This is a genomic window from Halorarum sp. SLYT50, assembly GCF_059821265.1.
In genome coordinates this window covers 1856848-1875640 of sequence record NZ_CM187555.1, presented here as the reverse complement: position 1 = coordinate 1875640, position 18793 = coordinate 1856848, and the positions used below count along the sequence as shown (strand labels likewise).

Genomic DNA, 18793 nt, shown 5'->3' with positions numbered 1-18793 from the left:
CCCGAGCGGGCGTGTGAGGAGCGCCGGTCCCCCGCCCGTCGACGAGAGGACGCCTGAGGGCGGGTTTCACTTTCGCCCCGGTTCGGGAAAGTTTACCCGCGACGACGGAGTAGGAGGCAAGGATGGCGGAGGCCGCCGACCCCGACACCGAGTACGTCGAGCACCCGATGCTCGCGCCGCAGTTCATCGAGCGGCGGCGCTACCAGGTCGAACTCGCGGACACGGCGACGCGGGCGCACACGCTCGTCTGCCTGCCGACCGGGCTGGGGAAGACGACGGTGTCGCTGCTCGTGACGGCCGAGCGGCTGTCGACCGTGGGCGGCAAGGCTCTGTTCCTCGCGCCGACGAAGCCGCTCGTCCAGCAGCACGCGGCGTTCTACCGCGAGGCGCTCGGGATGGACGACGAGGAGGTGGTGGTGTTCACGGGCGACGTGCGGCCGGACGACCGCGCGGCCGTGTGGGACGACGCGCGAATCGTCATCGCCACCCCGCAGGTGGTCGAGAACGACCTGGTGGGCAACCGCGTCTCGCTCGCGGACGTGACCCACCTCACGTTCGACGAGTGTCACCGCGCGACCGGCGACTACGCGTACGTCTACATCGCCGAGCGCTACCACACCGACGCCGAGAACCCGCTCGTGACGGGGATGTCCGCCTCGCCCGGCGGCGACGAGGAGGAGATTCTCACGGTCTGTGAGAACCTCGGCATCGACGAGGTGGAGGTGATGACCGAGGCGGACGCCGACGTGGCCGAGTACACCCACGACACCGACGTGGAGTGGGAGACCATCCAGCTTCCCGACGATATCATCGAGATGCGCGACGCGCTCAACGAGGTTATCCGGGACCGGCTGGAGAAGCTGAAGTCCATCGGCGTGTCGAACACGACCCAGCCCGACGTCTCGCAGAAACAGCTCAACGGCATGCGCGCGCAGCTCCAGCGCATGATGGACTCGGGCAAGTCGGAGGCGTACAAGGGGATGTCGACGCACGCCGAGATAATGAAGCTCCGGCGAGCGGTCGAACTCGTCGAGACGCAGAGCGTCGAGGCGCTCCGGCGCTACTTCGAGCGCCAGCGCAACGCCGCCCGCTCGTCGGGCGCGTCGAAGGCGAGCCAGCGGTTGGTCTCGGAACCCAAGGTGAGAGAGGCGATGCGGCGCGCGGAGTCGTTCGACGACCTCCACCCGAAGTTCCGCCGCACCCGGGTGCTGCTCGCCCAGACGCTCGGCATCGGCGGCGGCGAACGCGTCATCGTGTTCACGGAGTCGCGCGACACCGCCGAGGCGCTGACGGAGTTCCTCTCGGCGTCGTTCGACACCCGGCGGTTCGTCGGGCAGGGCGACAAGGAGGGGAGCGACGGGATGACCCAGAAACAGCAGGGGGAGACGCTCGACGCGTTCCGCGCCGGCGAGTTCGAGGTGCTCGTCTCCACCTCCGTCGCCGAGGAGGGGCTGGACGTGCCCGAGGTGGACCTCGTCCTCTTCTTCGAACCGGTGCCGACGGCCATCCGCTCCATCCAGCGCAAGGGGCGGACCGGCCGGCAGGACGAGGGGAAGGTGGTCGTGTTGATGGCCGAGGACACCCGCGACGAGGCGTACTTCTGGATAAGCAGGCGCAAGGAGAACCGGATGGAGGAGGAACTCCGCGCGCTCAAGGGCGTCGCAGACGAGGTGAGCGCGGAACTCCACGACGGCCAGTCCGCGCTCACGGAGTTCGACGGTGCCGAAGCGGGAACCGGAGCCGAGAACGCGTCGGCGGGAACGGCCGACTCGGCCGACGCCACCGGACCGGCCGAGACGGCCGACGGGGGAGCGACGCGAGCGGGGAGACCGGAGCCGGTGGCGGAGACGGCCAGCCGGGTCTGGCCGACTTCGCCGGCGACGCCGAACCGGACTCCGAGGCCGGCGAGTCGGACGGGACGAGCGCCGACGCGGACGACGAGGGCGTCGTCGCCACCGCCGACGCGGACGCCGACGGGGTCGAGATCGTCGTCGACCAGCGGGAACTCGACTCGACCATCGCGCGGGACCTCTCGACGCGCGAGGGGGTGACGACCCGGCTGGAGACGCTCGCGGTGGGCGACTACGTGCTGTCGGACCGAGTGGCCGTCGAGCGGAAGTCGGTCGCGGACTTCCTCGACACGCTGGTGGGCGGCGACCGCTCGATGTTCGAACAGGTGAAGGACACCGCGCGGGCGTACGCCCGGCCGGTCGTGATAATCGAAGGGGAGGACCTCTACGGCGAGCGGAACGTCCACCCGAACGCGGTGCGGGGCGCGCTCGCGTCGCTCGCCGTCGACTTCGACGCCTCGGTGCTCCGGACGGCCGACGAGGCCGAGACCGCGGACCTCCTGGAGGTCATCGCGCGGCGCGAACAGGAGACGAGCGACCGCGAGGTGTCCGCTCACGGCGAGAAGGCGAGCAAGACGCTCGCGGAACAACAGGAGTACGTCGTGAGTTCCATCGCGGACATCGGTCCGGTGACCGCGCGGGCGCTCCTCGACCACTTCGGCACCGTCGAGGCGGTGATGACCGCCCGCGAGGAGGACCTCCAGGAGGTGTCGGGCGTCGGAGCGGTGACCGCAGAGCGGATTCGGGAGGTCGTCGGGAGCGACTACCCGGAGTAGCCCGAGCAGCGCGAATCAGGGGACGACGGTCACGGGGACGGGCGTGCCCCGAATCACCGTCTCGCTCGCGCTCCCGAGGATGGCTCGTTCGACGTGACCGGCGCCGTGGTAGCCCACGACGACGTGGTCGTACCCGCGGTCGGTGACCAGTTTCAACAGTTCCTTCCCCGATTCGCGCGCCGTCGGGAGTTCCATCTCCTCGACCACGTCGAGTTCCGGGTCGACCGTCGCCCCCATCGACTCCAGCACCTCCGTGGCCCGGTCGAGCACCTCCTCGGTCGCCGGCGTCTCCCTGTCGGTGACGTGGACCACGTCCAACTCGGCCTCGTACCGGTCCGCGAACTCGACCCCGAACCGGAGCGCACGCATGCTGTTGTCGGAGCCGTCGACCGCGACGAGCACGTTCATGCACGAGAAGGTGACCGCGTCCCGATAACGGTTGCCGCTCGCCGGCCCGAGCTATCGTCCGACCCGGTCGAGCGCCGCCAGCGCCTCGGCCGCCTCGCGGGCGGCCGCGAGGTGGTCTCGCGCCCGCCGGGCGTCGTCGGTCGTGGCCGCGTTCGCGTGGGCGGTCAGGGCGGCGACGAGCGCGTCGCGCGCGACGGTCGTGTCGCCGGTTCGGTCGCGCGCGTCCTCCCGACGGTCGGTCGCCGCGGTATCCGCACCGCTCGACGGGCCCGACGGCGACCCCTGCGGCGACGCTCCCACCTCCGCCGCCGGCCGGGCGGGAGCGCGGTCTGCCGTCGACGCCCGGGTCGGCTCCGACCCCGGCGACTGCGAGGGGGGCGACCGCGGGGCACCGGTGTCGGGAGCGTCGGGGGACCCCGCCGGCGGACGACTCGCGCTCTCGTCGGTGACTCGGCCGTCCGTCTCGGCGCCGCTGACATCGGTCACGTCGGTCACTTCGGACGGCGCGTCGGCGGGTTGCGGCCCCCCGGTACCGGCGTTGCGGGCCGCCCCCGGCCCGTCGTCGGTCTGTGCCTCGGACTCCCGGCTCCCGGCGTCCGCGGAAGCGGTCCCGTCGGCGTCGCACGTGGGGCAGAACTCCTGTCCGTTCTGCCGGAAGACGGGCGACCCGCACGTGTCGCAGTGGCGGTTCGTCATCGTCGCCCCCTTGAGCAGCAGTTCGCTCATCCGGCGGGTCGACTCCCGCTTCTCCTCGTCCTTGGCGAACTTCTCCCGGAGTTTCTCGCGTTCGGCCTCCTTGTCGAATCCCGAGTCGTCGTCGGACCCCGGGTCCGAGTCGCTGTCGCTCATAGGGGGACGAACGGTAGGCACGGCGAAAAAGTCAGCGGCGGTGCGGCAGTGTGGTGTGTCCGTCGGTGTACGGGTACGCCGCGGGCAGAGAACGACTCTGCCCGCCTCACAGGTCGCGGACGGCGGGGAACACCGCGCCCGCGACGGCGCCGTAGACGACGTGACCGACCAGACTCATCACGTTCACGTTCGGGAACGGCGGGTTGGCGGGCGAGCCGACCGCCGACAGCCACACCGGCATCACGAGGACGGCGAGGACGACCCACAGCACGACGCCGTAGCCGACGCCGAGGCCGACCGAGCGGACGGTCGACCGGACGTCGAGCGCGTGCGCCGCCGCCACGAACCCGACGCCCAGCACCGCGGCGTGTGACATATGGGCGAACCAGCCCGCGAGGCCGCCCCGGAGCCCGTACATCGACGGAATCGCCACCTCGATGACCGGCGTCATCAGCACCGACAGCATGACGCCCATCGCCGCGCCGCCCGCGAGGCCGGCGACGACGCCACCGCGCCACTCGGTGTTTCCGGTCGATACTTCGGTTTCTGCGACGGTTTCGGTCGCCATACGCGCGTGATATCACCACGAACCGGCATTATCGTGCCCCGGTGTGGCACACCACACGCTCGCCGGGGTAAACGTCAAGAGGGGGTTTCGGTCCCGTCGAACCGACCGGACCGCTCGCCGTCCGCGGCGTCGGCCGGCCTCGCCCGGAGGACGACCGGCGGGTGGTGAGCCGGCTCCACGCATCCCGAGCGTTCAAATCCGATGAGCCGGTAGTGGTGGTGTGTCGACCACGGACGGCCACCTGCGCTTCTTCCCCTACGAGGAGCCGTACCCGAACCAGCGCGAGGCGATGGACCGGGTCGGCAACGCGCTCGCGCGGGGGCAGGACGTGCTCATGGAGGGCGCGCCCGGCACCGGGAAGACGCTCTCGGCGCTCGTCCCGGCGCTCGCGCACGCCCGCGAGCACGACCGGACGGTGGTCATCACCACGAACGTCCACCAGCAGATGCGCCAGTTCGTCGAGGACGCGCGCGCCATCAACGCGACGGAACCCATCCGAGCGAGCGTGTTCCGCGGGAAGGCGTCGATGTGCCACATCGACGTCGACTACCAGGAGTGCCAGACGCTCCGCGACACCACCCGGTCGCTCGTCGACGACCGCGAGGACAGGGAGCAACTGGAACGGCGGCTGGACGACCTCACCGACGAGATGCGCGAGGGCGACGACGCGGCCGCCGACGCCCGGCAGGCCGTCGCGGAGGAACTCGACTCGCTGGAGGACGACATCGAGGAGACGACGAACACCTGCGACCACTACTTCAACAACCTGACCCGCGACACCGGCGAGTTCTTCTCGTGGCTGTTCGCCGACGTTCGGACCCCCGACGAGGTGTACGAGTACGCCGGCGAGCGGGGGTTCTGCGGGTACGAGTTGCTGAAAGAGGGGATGGAGGAGGTGGAACTGGTCGTCTGCAACTACCACCACCTGCTCGACCCCACGATTCGCGAGCAGTTCTTCCGGTGGCTGGACCGCGACCCCGAGGACGTCATCACGGTGTTCGACGAGGCGCACAACGTCGAGGACGCCGCCCGGGAACACGCCAGCCGGAGCCTCACGGAGAACACGCTGGAGTCGGCGCTCGGGGAGTTGGAGGAGAGCGACGACTCGCGCGCGGAGCCGGCGCGCAACGTCCTCGGCGCGTTCCGCGACGCGCTCCGGGAGACGTACGACGCGAACCTGGGGTTCGGCGCGCGCGAGGGCGTCGGCGAGAACTGGACGGACGTCTCGGTCGCGAACGAGGACCGTCGGGACGACCTGACGCTCGCGTTCCTCGACCGGTACGAGGGGCGCGGCATCCGGACGGAGTGTGACCTCGCGCTCCAACTCGGCAAGCGGCTCGACGAGGAGTACGAGGACGCGTACAAGAGCGGCGAGACGACGACCCGCCGGGAGTGTCAGACCCTCCAGGCGGCCGCCTTCGTCGCCGCCTGGATGGACGGCGGCGGCGAACTCGGCCAGCACCCGATGGTGTCGGTCCGCCGGGACGCCGGCACCGACGAGGTGTACGGCCGGGCCGAACTGTACACCTGCATCCCGCGGGAGGTGACGGCGGACCTCTTCGGCGAGGTGTACGCCAGCGTGCTCATGTCCGCGACGCTCCGGCCGTTCGACGTGACCGAGGACGTCCTCGGCCTGACGGACCCGGTGACGCTCGCGTACGGGCTGGAGTACCCCGAGGCGAACCGCCGGACGTACGCCGTCTCGACGCCGGCGCTGTTCGCCTCCGAGCGCGACGAACCCGCCACCCAGGAGACGGTGGCGTCGGCGCTCGCGGACGCGGTGCGGTTCACGCCGGGCGCCAGTCTCCTCTTCTTCCCGTCGTACGCGGAGGCCGAGCGCTACCACGAACTGCTGTCGGGCGACCCCGCGCACGGGGACCTGCTACTCGACGGGAGCGGGCAGGACACCGAGGCGTTGCGGAGGAGGCTGGTGTCGAGCGACGACGCCGCGCTGTTCACCTCGCTGTGGGGGACGCTCGCGGAGGGGGTGAGCTTCGACGGCGACGCCGCCCGGACCGTCGCCGTCGTGGGCGTGCCGTACCCGCGCCTCTCCGAGCGGATGGAGGCGGTCCAGGACGCGTACGACCGGGCGTTCGCGGAGCGCTCGCGCGACGCCGGCTGGGAGTACGCCGTCGAGATTCCGACGGTCAGGAAGACGCGGCAGGCGCTCGGGCGCGTCATCCGCTCGCCCGACGACTTCGGCGTGCGCCTGCTGCTCGACGAGCGGTACACGAGCGCCGACATGGGCAAGTACTCGGTGCGAGACACCTTCCCGCCGGAGGAGCGGACGGAACTCATCGACGTCGAACCCGGAAAGCTGCGGTTCGCGATGCTGAACTTCTACACCGACCACGACGCGTACGACGGCGCGCCGCCCGAGCCGTGACACCGGCACCGGAGTCGCGGCGGTGAACGCGAGTGCGGCGGGAGTTCGTCACTCCGGGCGGACCGCCCGGACGAGCGCCTTGTGGCTCTCGAACGACCGGACCTCCCCGTCCTCCGAGCGGACGTCGAAGAACGCGGCCGCCTCCGCCGGCGCGTCGGCCAGCAGTCGGCGGACCCGCGCCCCGTCTTCGGCGTCGAGCGCGCTCGACCGGCGGAGCCACGGGTCGACCTCGATGGTCTTGACCGCGCGCTCCGTCCCGCGGACGTCGAACCCGGTCTCGGTCATCCACCGGCGCCACGCGGCCGTCGTGTGCGACTCGACGTGCGTGGGGTCGCGCGCCGTTTCGAGGCGGTTGAGGAACGAGCCGAGCGCGTCGTCCGCGGGCGCGACGTTGTCCTCGAACGCGAGGACGCCGCCGGGGCGGAGCACGCGGTGCGCCTCCGCGAGGAACGCCTCGGGCGCCGGGAAGTGGTGGGCCGCGATGCGGCACGTCACGGCGTCGAACGCACCGGACGCGAAGGGGAGCCGTTCGGCGTCGGCGACGACACTCTCGACGCCCGGGAACGCCGCGGCGACCGTGGCGGCCATCGCGCTCGCCGCGTCCGCGGCGACGACGCGCGGGACGCCCGCGCCGAGGAGCGCACCCGCGGTGTGACCGGCGCCCGTCGCCACGTCCAGCGCCCGCGTCGCGTCCCCGCACCACGACGCGAGGCGGTCGAGGTCCGCGCCCTCGCCGTGGGCGGCGCTGTCGAGGTATCCCTCGGCGCTGTCGCCGAACGCGTCGGCCGTCGCCGTCTTCCGTGTCGCGTCGTCGTCCATGCGACCGGTACGCCGGCCCGGTCGAAGAGTCGTCCGGCGGTCGGCTCCGGGGTCGCCCTCTCCGGTTCGGCTCTGCTCCGTCTCCGCTCCGGTGTCTCGGCCTCAGTCCAGTAGCTCGACCAGCAGCCCGTTCTGGGCGTGCATGCGGTTCTCAACCTGGTCCCAGACGAGCGCGCGGTCGGACTCGAGTACGTCGTCGGTCACCTCCTCGCCGCGGTGGGCGGGCAGGCAGTGCATCACCCGCGCGTCCGTGTCCGCCAGCAGGTCCGCGTTCACCTGGTAGCCGTCGAACGCGGGGAGTTTCGCCGCCCGTTCGTCCTCCTCCCCCATGCTCACCCAGACGTCGGTGTAGACGGCGTCGGCGTCGGCCACCGCCGCGGCCGGCGAGTCTGCGAGCGTCGGCGCGCCGCCGCAGTCGGCCGCGCGGGCGAGGCAGTCCTCGCCGAGTCCGTAGCCGTCGGGCGTCGCCACGCGGAGGTCGACCCCCGCGAGCGCACACCCCAGCGCGAACGAGCGGGCGACGTTGTTTCCGTCGCCCACCCACGCCACCGTGGTCTCCGAGAGGTCGCCGAACGCCTCGCGGAGCGTCAGCAGGTCCGCGAGCGTCTGGCAGGGGTGCGCGTCGTCGGTCAGGCCGTTGACGACCGGCACGTCGGCGTACTCGGCGATGGTCTCGACGTCCTCGTGGTCGAACACCCGCGCCATGATGCAGTCGGCGTAGCCGGCGATGGCGCGGGCGGTGTCCTTCAGCGGCTCCCCGTGACCGAGGTGGATGTCGTCCGGGCCGAGGAACATCGCGTGCCCGCCGAGTTTCGTCATCCCCGTCTCGAAGGAGACGCGGGTTCGCGTCGACGGCTTCTCGAACAGCATCGCGAGCGTCGTCCGCGGGAGGTGCGTGAGGTCCTTGCCCGTCTTGAGCGCCGCCGCGCGGTCGAGGACCGCGTCGAGGTTGGCCGCGCTCAGGTCGTCCACGTCGAGGACGTCGCTCGGGAACTCCTCGGTCGAGTCGGTCGGGGTCGGGGTCGTGTCTGCGCTCATCTCTGGGGTCGTGTCGTCGGTCATCGTCTCGGTGTCTCGGTCGTCAGTCGGTCAGGCGCTCGCAGACCGCACACAGCACGTCGAGCGCGCGGTCGAACTCCGCGAGCGGGAGGCGTTCGTCGGGGGCGTGGTCCAGCGAGGAGTCGCCGGGACCGTACGTCGCCATCGGACAGTCCCACGCGCCCGCGTACAGGTTCACGTCGGCCGTGCCGGTCTTCCGGAGGAGTCTGGGGGAGCCACCCCCTCGTCGGATGGCCCCGCGGAACGCGGTGGCGACCGGACTCCGCGGGTCGCCCAGCACCGGCGGTATCGACTCCTCCCACGCCACGTCGCCCGCCTCGACGGCGTCGGTCGCCGTCTCCCGTATCTCGGCCGCCGACAGCCCCGGCGGAGTCCGAAACTGCGCGCGCACCCGCGCCTCGAACGCCGTCCCGTCCGTCGAGAGTCCGCCGTCCATCTCCACCGGTTTCGCCGTCACCGACTCGAACACGGCGTTCGCGTCGTCCTCGTCGCTCTCGAACGCGTCCGCGACCCGCTCCCACCACGCCGTCGCCAGTTCGAGCGCGTTCGGCTCCGGGCGAGCGGTGTGTGCCGACTCGGTCGAGACGGCGTACTCGCCCGCCTGGAAGCCGCGGTAGCCGAGCGTGATGCCCGCCCAGCCCGACGGCTCGCCGTTGACGAGCGCGTCGGGTTCCGGCCGGTCCGTGACGAGGTGGCGCGCGCCGCGCGAGTCCGTCTCCTCGCCGACGACGCCCGCGAACGAGACGCCCGTCTCGACGGCCGCCGCCGCCATCGCCGCGAGCGGGCCGGTCGCGTCGACGCTGCCGCGCCCCCACAGCACCGGACCGCCCTCGGGCGCGGCGTCGTCACCCGCGCCGTCGGTAATCCGGACCGGCACCTCGCCGGGGACGGTGTCGACGTGCGAGGTGAGCAGCACCGCGTCGTCCGCGGGCGCGCGGACGTTCCCGACCGCGTCGGTGTACGCCTCGCGCCCGTGCGCCTCGAAGAACGCCACGAGGCGGTCGGCCGCCGCCGCCTCCTCGCCGGAGACGGACGGCGTCGAGACCAACTCGAACAGCAGGCGGCGCGCCGCCGTGTCGAGCGCGGGGTGGTCCGCGGTCGCGTCGAACTCGGCGTCCGTCGCGTCGCCGTCCGCGTCGTTCGTGTCGCCGTCCGCGTCGTCCGCGTCGGGGGTCTCGGTCGTCATCCGAGCGCCTCCGCGAGCGCGTCCACGACCCGGTCCGCGTGCGCCTCCTCGATTACCAGCGGCGGGAGCAGGCGGACGACCGACCGCCCGGCGGGGAGCGCGAGCACGTCGTGCTCCAGCGCCAGGTCGCGAACGATTCGGTTCGCCCCCCGCTTCACCTCGATGCCGAGCATGAGTCCCTGCCCGCGTATCTCGCGGACCGGGAGGTCCTCCGTCTCGACGGCGGCCGCCAGTTCCTCGCGCAGGTACGCGCCCACGTCGCCGGCGTGGCCGGGCACGTCGCGCCCGACGAGTCCGTCGAGCGTCGCGTTCGCGGCCGCCGAGACGACCGGCCCGCCCGAGAAGGTGGAGCCGTGCTCGCCCGCGCCGTCCGCGAGCCAGTCGGCACACAGCGTCGCGCCGACCGGGAGGCCCGAGGCGAGCCCCTTCGCGGTCGTGAGCGCGTCGGGGACGACGCCGGCGTGCTCGCAGGCCCACAGCGCGCCGGTCCGGCCGAGCCCCGTCTGAATCTCGTCGAACACGAGCGCCGCGCCCGCGTCCGTCGCGAGGTCGCGCGCGGCCTGCAGGTACTCCGCGGTCGCCGGGTTGACGCCGCCCTCGCCCTGGACGGGTTCGAGGAACACCGCCGCCGTGTCGTCGTCGACGGCCGCGTCGAGTTCTCCTTCGTCGCCGTACTCGACGAACTCGACGCCGCCCGCCAGCGGTTCGAACGGCGCGCGGTACTTCCGCTTCCACGTCATCGCCAGCGCGCCCATCGTCCGGCCGTGGAAGCCGCGCTTGGCGGCGACGATCTTCTCGTTCCCGGTGGCCGAGCGGGCGAACTTCATCGCCGCCTCGTTCGCCTCCGTCCCCGAGTTACACAGCCACACCTTCGAGTGGTCGCCCGGCGCGACCGCGCCCAGCCGTTCGTACAGGCCGGTGCGCGCGGCGACCGGGTACGACCCCTGTACGTACAGCAGGTCGGCCGCCTGCTCCTGGACGGCCTCCACGACCGCCGGCGGGCAGTGACCGAGCGGCGCGCAGGCGTACGACGCGCCGAAGTCGAGGTAGTCGGTACCGTCGCCCCCGGTGAGGTAGACGCCCTCGCCGGACGCGATTCCGAGCGGCTTCTCCGAGTAGACGAACCCCTCGCCGGCGCCCTCGCGGCCGGCGAACGGGTCCGAGTCGGAGGCGGTCACGACCCCTCACCTCCGGCGGCGGCCTCCGGTTCGACGACCGCCGACCGCTCGATGCGCGTGCCGGCGCCGTCGAGCGCCGCAACCAGCGGGTCCCGGACGTTCGCGTCCGAGACGACGACGGCGCGCGCGCCGGATTCGAGCGCCTCGGTCGCCGCCATCACCTTCCGGGTCATGAACCCCTCGGCGGCCTCCTCGACCGCCGCGAACTCGGCGGGCGTCGCCGCCGAGTCGATGAGCGTCTCCGGGTCGTCCGGGTCGGCGTAGACGCCCGCCACGTCCGTCAGGACGACCAGTTCCGCGCCGAGCGCGCCCGCCACCGCGGCGGCCGCGCGGTCGGCGTCGGTGTTGACCGCGGTGGCGCCGTCCTCCTCCCCGCCGAGCATCGGCGGCGAGACCACGGGCACGTAGCCGTCCGCGAGCAGCGTGTCGAGGAGGTCGGCGTTCACCGACTCGATGCGCCCGGAGTGGTCCCCGCGGCGAATCTTCCGCTTGCCGTCCTCCAGCACGCGGACCGCGGACTTGCGCGGGCCGGTGAGGAGGCCGCCGTCGACGCCCGAGAGACCCAGCGCGTCCACGCCGGCGTTCCGGAGCGCGACGACGAGGTCCGTGTTCAGCTTCCCGGGCAGCACCATCGAGAACGTCTCCATCGTCTCCGCGTCCGTGAACCGGCCGGTGACGCCGCTCGGCGTCTCGACGTACTCGGGGTCGCGCCCGAGTTCCCGCAGCGTGTCGTCGACGGCGGTCGACCCGCCGTGGACGACGACGACGCGGCGGCCGTTCGCCGCGAGGTGGGCGACGTCGCCCACCGCACCCGCGGGGTCGACCGCGCGCGCGCCGCCGAGTTTCACGACGACCGGCGGCGCGTCGCCGCCGTCGGTCAGGAGGCCGGGCGTCGCGGGCATCATGGCGCCCCCACCGGGTGCAGGCCCAGTCGGTCGAGGCCGGCCGTCTCCTCCAGTCCCAGCGCGACGTTGGCGGCGTGGACCGCCTGCCCCGCCGACCCCTTCATCACGTTGTCGATGGCCGCGAACGCGACCACGCGCGCGTTGCCGGGGTCGAGCGCGAAGCCGACCTCCGCGCGGTTCGTCCCCGCGACGGCCTTCGGCTCCGGGTAGCGGTAGACGTCGCCGCCGCCCGCCACGAGGTCGACGAACGGTTCCTCCTCGTACGCCTCGCGGTACGCGCCCCAGAGGTCGCCCTTGGTGACGGCCTCGGCGGGGAACGTGTGACACGTCGCGGACGCGCCGCGGACCATGTCAACCGCGTGGACGGTGAACGCCGTCGAGAGGCCGAGTTCCTGCTCGATTTCGGCCTGGTGGCGGTGGCCGGTCGGCGCGTACGGCCGGACGACGCCCGAGCGCTCCGCGTGCGAGGAGGCGGCACCGCCGCCGGCGCCGCCCTCCGAGGAGCCGACCTTCACGTCGACGACGGTCCGGTCGTCGTCGGTCACGACGCCGTCGTCCACGAGCGGTTTCAGCGCGAGCATCGCGGCGGTGGCGTTACAGCCGCCCGCGGCGATCAGTTCCGCGCCCGGCAGGTCCGCGCGGTGGAGTTCCGGCAGCGCGTACACCGCGTCGTCGAGGTGCGCGGGCGCGACGTGCCCGTCGTACCACTCGTCGTACGCCGCCTCCTCGGAGAGCCGGAAGTCCGCCGAGAGGTCGACCACGAGGTCCGCGGCCTCGCGGTAGGCGTCGACGTGTTCCATCGAGACGCCGTGTGGCGTCGCGGCGAACAGCACGTCTACGGAGTCGAGGTCGTCGGGCGAACTGAACCGGAGGTCGAGCGACCGGAGGTTCGGGTGGACGTGCCCCACCGTCTTGCGCTCGTACCCGCGGCTCGTCGCCTGTACCACGTCGAACGACGGGTGGCCTGCGAGCAGGCGGAGCAGTTCCCCGCCGGTGAAGCCGGAGCCGCCGACGACCGCGGCGGTGAACGTCCGCCCGTCGCTCATGCCGGCGCCGTCACCCCGTGGTCGCAGTCCGCCGTCTCGGCTCTGAGTTCCAGCCAGTCGACGACCGCCGCGGGCACGTCCACGTCGACCGCACCGTCGAGCGCCTTGAACTCGACCGTGTGGTTCACCTCGTGGACGGTGTAGCCGCCGTCTCCCATCTCCATCAGGTCGATACCGAGCAGGCCGCCGCCGACCGCGTCGCTGGCGGCGCGCACGAGCGCCTCGGCCTCGTCGTCGAGGTCGAACGCCCTGGCCTCGCCGCCCGTCGCGGCGTTGGTGAGCCAGTGGTCCGACGAGCGCGTCATCGCGGCCACGGGCTCGCCGTCGCAGGCGACGACGCGGATGTCGCGGCCCGGCTTGTCGACGAACTCCTGGACGTAGAACACCTTGTGCTCGTAGTGACCGAGCGTCGCCTTGTGTTCGAGCACCGCCTCGGCGGCGGTGCGCGACTCGATCTTCGCCATCAGGCGCCCCCACGAGCCGATGACGGGCTTGATGACGCAGGGGTAGCCGAACGACTCCACGGCTTCCAGCGCCGCGTCGGTGGTGAACGCCACCTCGGTCGCGGGCGTGGGCACGCCCGCCGCCGAGAGCGCGAGGCTGTTCTTCACCTTGTTCGCGCACACCTCCGCCGTCTCCGGGGTGTTCACCACGGGGACGCCGTAGTGAGCGAGGAACTTGCTCGCGTACAGCGAGCGCGAGGTGGCGAGACACCGGTCGAGCACCAGGTCGCAGTCCGCGGCGGCGGCCGCGGCGGTACCGGAGTCGCCGTTCAGCCCGAAGCGCAGGTCGCGCACGTCGAGCTTCTCCACCTCGTGACCGCGCTCGCGCAGCTCCGCGAGCAGGAGCTTCTCGTCCTTCCGGATGCGGGAGTAGAGGAGACCGACCTTCATCTCACTCCCCCCAGTCCTCCTCGAGCTCCGGAGCCCGAGCGAGGACCGGCGGGGACACCTCCACCACTTCCAGTTCCGCACCGCAGGTGTCGCAGTCGAGGATCTCTCCGACTTCCAGGTCGTCGTGGAGGGTCACGTCCGCCCCGCACTCCACGCACTCGGCTTCGGTCATGACGTACCCGTCCGTATCGTCTTAACCGACTTTAATCCGTCGATACTGTCTACAGAATTATACTACCCAGTCGCGGCTCAGCAGGCCAGAGAGCGTTCGTATCCGCCGTGTCCGTTTCCCGTGTCGGATGAGTGATGTTGGCCCCGAAGGGGCCGCGGGAACGGTCGCGGGAGCGGGCGCGGGACCGCTCGCGACGGCTGCGGTCGTCGCGGGGGTCGTGGTCGGCGCCGCGGCGGTCGCACGCCGACGGTCGCGCACGCCTCAGACATACGCGCTCACCGCCTCGTCGCGCCGCGCCGCCGCGTCCCTGAGCGCCTCGCGGCGCTCCGCGACCGCTGCGGCGTGGGTCTCGTGTGTCGTCCGGGTGCGCGCGAGGGAGTCGGCCAGCGCGGCGGGGGCGGGGCCGCCGCGCGAGTCGCGGGCGGCGACGCTCCCGACGGGGTCGAGCGCGGCCAGGACGTCCTCACGGCTCACGTACGTGTATAGGGAGTCATCAAGTACCTCTTCAGCGGCCGCGTCAAGACTTGCGGCGAGCGCCTCCGCGCCGGCCCCGTCGGCGGCGTCCGTCGCGGCGGCCGCGACGAGTTCGTGCGCCGTGCGGAACGGCACGCCCGCCATCGCGAGCGCGTCCGCGACGCCGGTCGCCGTCGAGAAGCCCGCGCCCGCGTCGGCCGCACACGCCTCGGCGTCCCACTCGGCGGTGGCGACGGCACCGGCGGCCACCTCGGTCGCCTCGGTCACGGCGTCGACGGCCTCCCACGCGTGGGGCGTGGCACGCTGGAGGTCCCGGTTGTACGCGCGGGGGAGTCCCTTCAGCGTCGTCACCAGCCCCGTCAGCCCGCCGACCGCGTCGCCCGCTGCCGCCCGGACGAGTTCGAGCGTGTCCGGGTTCACCTTCTGGGGCATGATGGAGGAGGTGGAGGAGTAGTCGTCCGCGAGGACGAGGTAGCCGTCCGTCACCGCCTCGATGCCGTCGGTCGCCAGCCCCGACAGCGTGAGCGAGACGCCCGCGAGCGCCGCGCACGCCTCGACGAGGAAGTCGCGGGCGGTCGAGGCGTCGGTCGCGTTCTCCACGACGCCGTCGAATCCCAGCAACTCGGCGGTGCGCTCGCGGTCGACATCGAACGGCGTGCCCGCGAACGCCGCGCCGCCGAGCGGCGAGACGTTCGTCCGGTCGTACGCGTCGAGCAGGCGCGCCGTGTCGCGTTCGAGCGCGCCCGCGTAGGAGGCGAGCAGGTGGCCCGCCGTCGTCGGTTGGGCGAACTGGCGGTGGGTGAACCCCGGCATCACCGTCTCGGCCTCCGCCTCCGCGGCGTCGAGCAGCGCTTCCCGGAGCGTCAGCGTCGCCTCCGCGGCGTCGAGCAGGTCCTCGCGGAGGCGGTAGCGGATGCAGGCGGCCACCTCGTCGTTCCGCGAGCGGGCGGTGTGCATCCGCCCGCCCTCCGGACCGACCCGGTCGACGACCGCCGACTCGATGGCCTCGTGGACGTCCTCCCCGTCGGGGAGCGCGCCGTGGCCGTCCGCTGCCACCCCGGAGAGCGCCGCGAGGATGGCCGCCGCGTCGTCGTCGCCGATTACGTCCCGCTCCGCGAGCATGACGACGTGCGCGCGGTCGACCGCCAGGTCGGCCGCGAAGATGCGCTCGTCGGCCGCGAGGCTCGACAGGAACGAGCGGGCCGGCCCGCCCGCGAAGCGCTCGCGCCGAACGACGGTCTCGGAGTCCTCCTCGCTCATGAACCCGTCACTCCGCGTCGTCGCCCCCGTCCGTCGTCAGCGTGGTCGTCTCGTCCTCGTCGTCCTCGCTCTCGCCCCCCGTCGCGCGCTCCATGACCTCGTTCGCGAGGCGGTCCTGGAACCCGTGGTACTTGGCGACGCCCGTCGCGTCGGCCTGTTCGATGCCGTCCACCGTCTCGGTGTTGAACGACGCGGCCGTCTCGGAGTAGACGGCGTACTCGGAGTCGCGCGCGACCGGGCGAGCCTGGCCGCCCTGCAGTTTCACGGTGACCGTCCCCGTGACCTTCGCGTTGCTCGCGTCGAGATAGCCCTCGAGGGAGTCCATCAGCGGCGCGTCGACGAGTCCCTGGTACCCCTTCTGGGCCCACTGGTCGTCGACGAGCGTCTTGAAGTCGCGCTCGTCCTTCGTGAGCACTAGCTGCTCGAGCGCCTCGTGAGCCGTCAGGAGCACCGTCGCGGCCGGGTGTTCGTAGTTCTCGCGCACCTTCAGCCCGAGCATACGGTCCTCCATCATGTCCGTGCGGCCGACGCCGTGCGCGCCCGCCGTCTCGTTGAGTCGCTCGACGAGGTCGACCGGGTCGAGTTCCTCGCCGTCGACCGCGACCGGGTAGCCGTCCTCGAACTCGACCTCGACGAGTTCCTCGTCCGCACCGCCGGGCGTCGCGGTCCACTCGTAGATGTCCTCCGGCGGGACGTACCCCGGGTCCTCCAGGTCGTCGCCCTCGACCGAGCGCGACCAGAGGTTCGTGTCGATGGACCACGCCCCCTCGTTGCCGCCCTCGACGGGCAGGTCCTTCTCGTCGGCGTACTCCGTCTCCCACTCGCGGGTCAACCCGAGTTCGCGGACGGGCGCGATGACCTCCTTGTCGGAGGCCCGCCACACCGCCTCGAACCTGAGCTGGTCGTTCCCCTTGCCCGTACAGCCGTGTGCAAGCGCGTCGCAGTCGTGTTCCTCCGCGACGCCGAGGATGGCGTTCGCGATGACCGGCCGCGCGAGCGCGGTGCCGAGCGGGTAGCCCTGGTAGGTGGCGTTCGCGCGCACCGAGTCCAGACAGAGTTCGGCGAACTCGGCTCGCGCGTCGACCACGTAGTGCTCCAGGTCGAGCGCCTCGGCCGTCTCCTCGGCCTCGTCGAACTCCTCGGCCGGCTGGCCGACGTCCACGGTCACGCCGATAACCTCGTCGTACCCGTACTCCTCCTCGAGGAGCGGGACGCACACCGTCGTGTCGAGTCCACCGCTGAACGCGAGTGCCACGCGCGTCATTACCGACACCTGTGGCCCTCTCCCGTATAAATTCGGCGATTGAATGTTCGGAACAAAACCGCGGCGTGCACGCTGGCCGGGCGACGAGCGAGGCGGCGGGAGTCGGGGGGAGGAAGTGTGGATGGGCCTACGGGGCCCGTCGCGGGACGCGTCGCTCCGAGGAGAGGCGGACGTGAGCGACGAAGTCGTCCGTCATTGGAGAGTCGTGAGTGGTCGAGCGTAATAAAACGTGCTCGCCCGGCAAAGATTGAGTCGGTCTCGACGGCGGACGGTCAGTCCGCGGCCGAGTGAGCGAGCGGGCGCTCCGCGGGCGACTCCGTCGCGAGCGGGAGTCGGAACGTGACCCTCGTCCCCGCGACGTCGGCCGCGTCCCCGCCGGTCGTCACCGCCACGTCGCCGCCGAGTTCGGAGGCGACCCACCTGACGAACCAGAGGCCGAGTCCGCTGGTGTGGTCGAGGTCGGTCTCGCGCGCTCGCACCAGCACCGCCCGCTCGCTCGACGGGATGCCGGGACCGTCGTCGTCGACGCGCAGGTTCGCGGTCCCGTCCTCGACCGACACCGAGACGGTCGTCCGCGCGTCGGGACCGGCGTGGTCGGCGGCGTTGTCGAGCAGTTCGTCGAGCACCCCCCCGACGAGCCCGTGGTCGCGGACGACGACCGGGCCGTCGGGGAACGAGCGCTCGGCGGCCGGTCCGACGCCGGAGGCGGCCCGCGCGTCCAGCCGGTCGGCGACGACGCCCACGAGGTCGACCGTGCGGGAGGTCGTCTCGCCCGCGAGTAGTCGGTCGAGGTCGCGAGCGCGACTGCTCATCCTGACGAGCCGCTCGAGGCGACTCCGGACGACGCCGACGTGCTCGTCGGTCGAGTCGACGTGGTCCTCGGCGAGCAGTTCGGTGTGTCCGCGGACGACGTTCGCCGCGCTCCGCACGTCGTGCCGGAGGACGCGATTGAGCACCGAGAGCCGTCGTTCGCGTCGTTGCTCGTCGGTGACGTCCGTCAGGACGACGTACTCGTGGTCGGCGACGCCCGCCGGGACGGGGGTCGTTACGAACTCCCTGACCACGTGGTCGGCCGTCGCGGCACACCGGAACCGCGCGCGTGGCCCCTCCTCGAGCGCCGCGGACAGCGACCGGCTCTCGGTCATCGGTGGGACGCATCCCTCCAGCGGCCGGCCGACGTGCGTGGCGTCCGGGCCGAACGCGTCCCGGAAGGCGTCGTTCGTGGCCAGCACGACCCGTTCCGCGTCGGTGTCCTCGACGTACGCCGCCGGCGTCGGGAGGTTCGCGAACAGGGCCTCTGCCCGGCTGTGTTCGCGCCGCGAGCGGGCGTCGTACGACCCGAGGATCGCGCCGAGAGCCACCCCCGCGGTGAGGGTGTTGGCGACGACGAACGCGAGGTGGTCGATAGTCTCTCCCCGGATGAGACGGTGGCCGGTCGTCCAGACGAAGACGAGCGTTATCGCGGCGACGCCGAACGCGACCCCGCGCAGGACGCTCCACCCCCAGTCGGGTTCCCTGTCGCCGCGAGCGAGCCCGACACCCATCGCCGTCACCCCGAGCGCGACCGCGAGCGGGAGCCACGCCTCCACGAGCGCGCCGAACACGTCCATCCGCGTCGCGTGAACCAGGTGGACGGCGGCGAGGCCGCCCCCGCACGCCGCGAGGAGGAGAGCCGGCACCCGCGACCAGTTTCGCTGCAC

Annotated in this window: 15 protein-coding genes and 1 pseudogene; 2 read left to right on the top strand and 14 right to left on the bottom strand. The window is 72.3% G+C overall.

Going from position 1 to position 18793, the window contains the following annotated elements; genetic code table 11:
* Positions 1-122 precede the first annotated feature (122 nt).
* Positions 123-2626: pseudogene (locus tag AC6RUA_RS09810) on the top strand (DEAD/DEAH box helicase).
* Between the two features lie 15 nt (positions 2627-2641).
* Here the strand turns inward: AC6RUA_RS09810 and AC6RUA_RS09805 are convergent.
* The 3 genes from AC6RUA_RS09805 to AC6RUA_RS09795 form a co-directional block, all read right to left on the bottom strand.
* Positions 2642-3034: a universal stress protein gene (locus tag AC6RUA_RS09805; RefSeq protein ID WP_499812838.1), complete on the bottom strand. Its 393-nt coding sequence runs from the start codon at positions 3032-3034 to the stop codon at positions 2642-2644.
* A gap of 51 nt (positions 3035-3085) precedes the next feature.
* Positions 3086-3883, bottom strand: a complete 798-nt coding sequence (locus tag AC6RUA_RS09800) for an Sjogren's syndrome/scleroderma autoantigen 1 family protein (protein WP_499812837.1) — start codon at positions 3881-3883, stop codon at positions 3086-3088.
* A 106-nt stretch (positions 3884-3989) separates the two neighbouring features.
* Entirely contained in the window at positions 3990-4451 is a 462-nt protein-coding gene (locus AC6RUA_RS09795) for a histidine kinase (RefSeq protein WP_499812836.1), read from the bottom strand.
* A 220-nt stretch (positions 4452-4671) separates the two neighbouring features.
* Between AC6RUA_RS09795 and AC6RUA_RS09790 the strand changes: the two genes are divergently transcribed.
* Positions 4672-6837, top strand: coding sequence for an ATP-dependent DNA helicase (locus AC6RUA_RS09790; RefSeq protein ID WP_499812835.1), 2166 nt, complete (start codon positions 4672-4674; stop codon positions 6835-6837).
* 48 nt (positions 6838-6885) lie between these two features.
* Here AC6RUA_RS09790 and AC6RUA_RS09785 read toward each other — a convergent pair whose 3' ends face one another.
* The 11 genes from AC6RUA_RS09785 to AC6RUA_RS09735 form a co-directional block, all read right to left on the bottom strand.
* Positions 6886-7656: a class I SAM-dependent methyltransferase gene (locus AC6RUA_RS09785; protein ID WP_499812834.1), complete on the bottom strand. Its 771-nt coding sequence runs from the start codon at positions 7654-7656 to the stop codon at positions 6886-6888.
* A 102-nt stretch (positions 7657-7758) separates the two neighbouring features.
* A complete protein-coding gene (gene argF, locus AC6RUA_RS09780; protein ID WP_499812833.1) occupies positions 7759-8694 on the bottom strand; it encodes an ornithine carbamoyltransferase in 936 nt (311 codons plus the stop codon).
* A gap of 43 nt (positions 8695-8737) precedes the next feature.
* Entirely contained in the window at positions 8738-9901 is a 1164-nt protein-coding gene (locus AC6RUA_RS09775) for a [LysW]-lysine hydrolase (protein WP_499812832.1), read from the bottom strand.
* Positions 9898-11079 (bottom strand): aspartate aminotransferase family protein, encoded by a 1182-nt coding sequence (locus AC6RUA_RS09770; protein WP_499812831.1) that lies wholly within the window; start codon positions 11077-11079, stop codon positions 9898-9900. Before AC6RUA_RS09770 ends, AC6RUA_RS09775 begins: the two co-directional genes overlap by 4 nt.
* Entirely contained in the window at positions 11076-11981 is a 906-nt protein-coding gene (locus AC6RUA_RS09765; protein WP_499812830.1) for an acetylglutamate/acetylaminoadipate kinase, read from the bottom strand. The genes AC6RUA_RS09770 and AC6RUA_RS09765 overlap by 4 nt, the downstream gene beginning before the upstream one ends.
* Positions 11981-13030, bottom strand: coding sequence for an N-acetyl-gamma-glutamyl-phosphate reductase (argC, locus tag AC6RUA_RS09760; protein WP_499812829.1), 1050 nt, complete (start codon positions 13028-13030; stop codon positions 11981-11983). The genes AC6RUA_RS09765 and argC overlap by 1 nt, the downstream gene beginning before the upstream one ends.
* Positions 13027-13923 (bottom strand): lysine biosynthesis protein LysX, encoded by an 897-nt coding sequence (gene lysX / locus AC6RUA_RS09755; RefSeq protein WP_499812828.1) that lies wholly within the window; start codon positions 13921-13923, stop codon positions 13027-13029. The genes argC and lysX overlap by 4 nt, the downstream gene beginning before the upstream one ends.
* Before the next feature lies 1 nt (position 13924).
* The gene (gene lysW, locus AC6RUA_RS09750; protein WP_499812827.1) at positions 13925-14095 is read right to left on the bottom strand and encodes a lysine biosynthesis protein LysW; all 171 of its coding nucleotides are present in this window, start codon (positions 14093-14095) and stop codon (positions 13925-13927) included.
* Between the two features lie 261 nt (positions 14096-14356).
* Positions 14357-15829 carry an argininosuccinate lyase gene (gene argH, locus AC6RUA_RS09745; RefSeq protein WP_499812826.1) on the bottom strand — a complete coding sequence of 491 codons (1473 nt, stop codon included), beginning with the start codon at positions 15827-15829 and terminating at the stop codon, positions 14357-14359.
* 7 nt (positions 15830-15836) lie between these two features.
* Positions 15837-17093, bottom strand: a complete 1257-nt coding sequence (locus AC6RUA_RS09740; RefSeq protein WP_499812825.1) for an argininosuccinate synthase — start codon at positions 17091-17093, stop codon at positions 15837-15839.
* Positions 17094-17365: 272 nt separating this feature from the next.
* Entirely contained in the window at positions 17366-18793 is a 1428-nt protein-coding gene (locus AC6RUA_RS09735; RefSeq protein ID WP_499812824.1) for a sensor histidine kinase, read from the bottom strand.

Bases quoted from the DNA above. Each gene is read 5' to 3' on its own strand.
- lysW (WP_499812827.1), bottom strand. From the start codon at position 14,095: ATGACCGAAGCCGAGTGCGTGGAGTGCGGGGCGGACGTGACCCTCCAC.
- AC6RUA_RS09765 (WP_499812830.1), bottom strand. From the start codon at position 11,981: ATGCCCGCGACGCCCGGCCTCCTGACCGACGGCGGCGACGCGCCGCCG.
- argH (WP_499812826.1), bottom strand. From the start codon at position 15,829: ATGAGCGAGGAGGACTCCGAGACCGTCGTTCGGCGCGAGCGCTTCGCG.
- lysX (WP_499812828.1), bottom strand. From the start codon at position 13,923: ATGAAGGTCGGTCTCCTCTACTCCCGCATCCGGAAGGACGAGAAGCTC.
- argF (WP_499812833.1), bottom strand. From the start codon at position 8,694: ATGAGCGCAGACACGACCCCGACCCCGACCGACTCGACCGAGGAGTTC.
- AC6RUA_RS09775 (WP_499812832.1), bottom strand. From the start codon at position 9,901: ATGACGACCGAGACCCCCGACGCGGACGACGCGGACGGCGACACGAAC.
- AC6RUA_RS09785 (WP_499812834.1), bottom strand. From the start codon at position 7,656: ATGGACGACGACGCGACACGGAAGACGGCGACGGCCGACGCGTTCGGC.
- AC6RUA_RS09740 (WP_499812825.1), bottom strand. From the start codon at position 17,093: ATGACGCGCGTGGCACTCGCGTTCAGCGGTGGACTCGACACGACGGTG.
- AC6RUA_RS09805 (WP_499812838.1), bottom strand. From the start codon at position 3,034: ATGAACGTGCTCGTCGCGGTCGACGGCTCCGACAACAGCATGCGTGCG.
- AC6RUA_RS09800 (WP_499812837.1), bottom strand. From the start codon at position 3,883: ATGAGCGACAGCGACTCGGACCCGGGGTCCGACGACGACTCGGGATTC.
- argC (WP_499812829.1), bottom strand. From the start codon at position 13,030: ATGAGCGACGGGCGGACGTTCACCGCCGCGGTCGTCGGCGGCTCCGGC.
- AC6RUA_RS09795 (WP_499812836.1), bottom strand. From the start codon at position 4,451: ATGGCGACCGAAACCGTCGCAGAAACCGAAGTATCGACCGGAAACACC.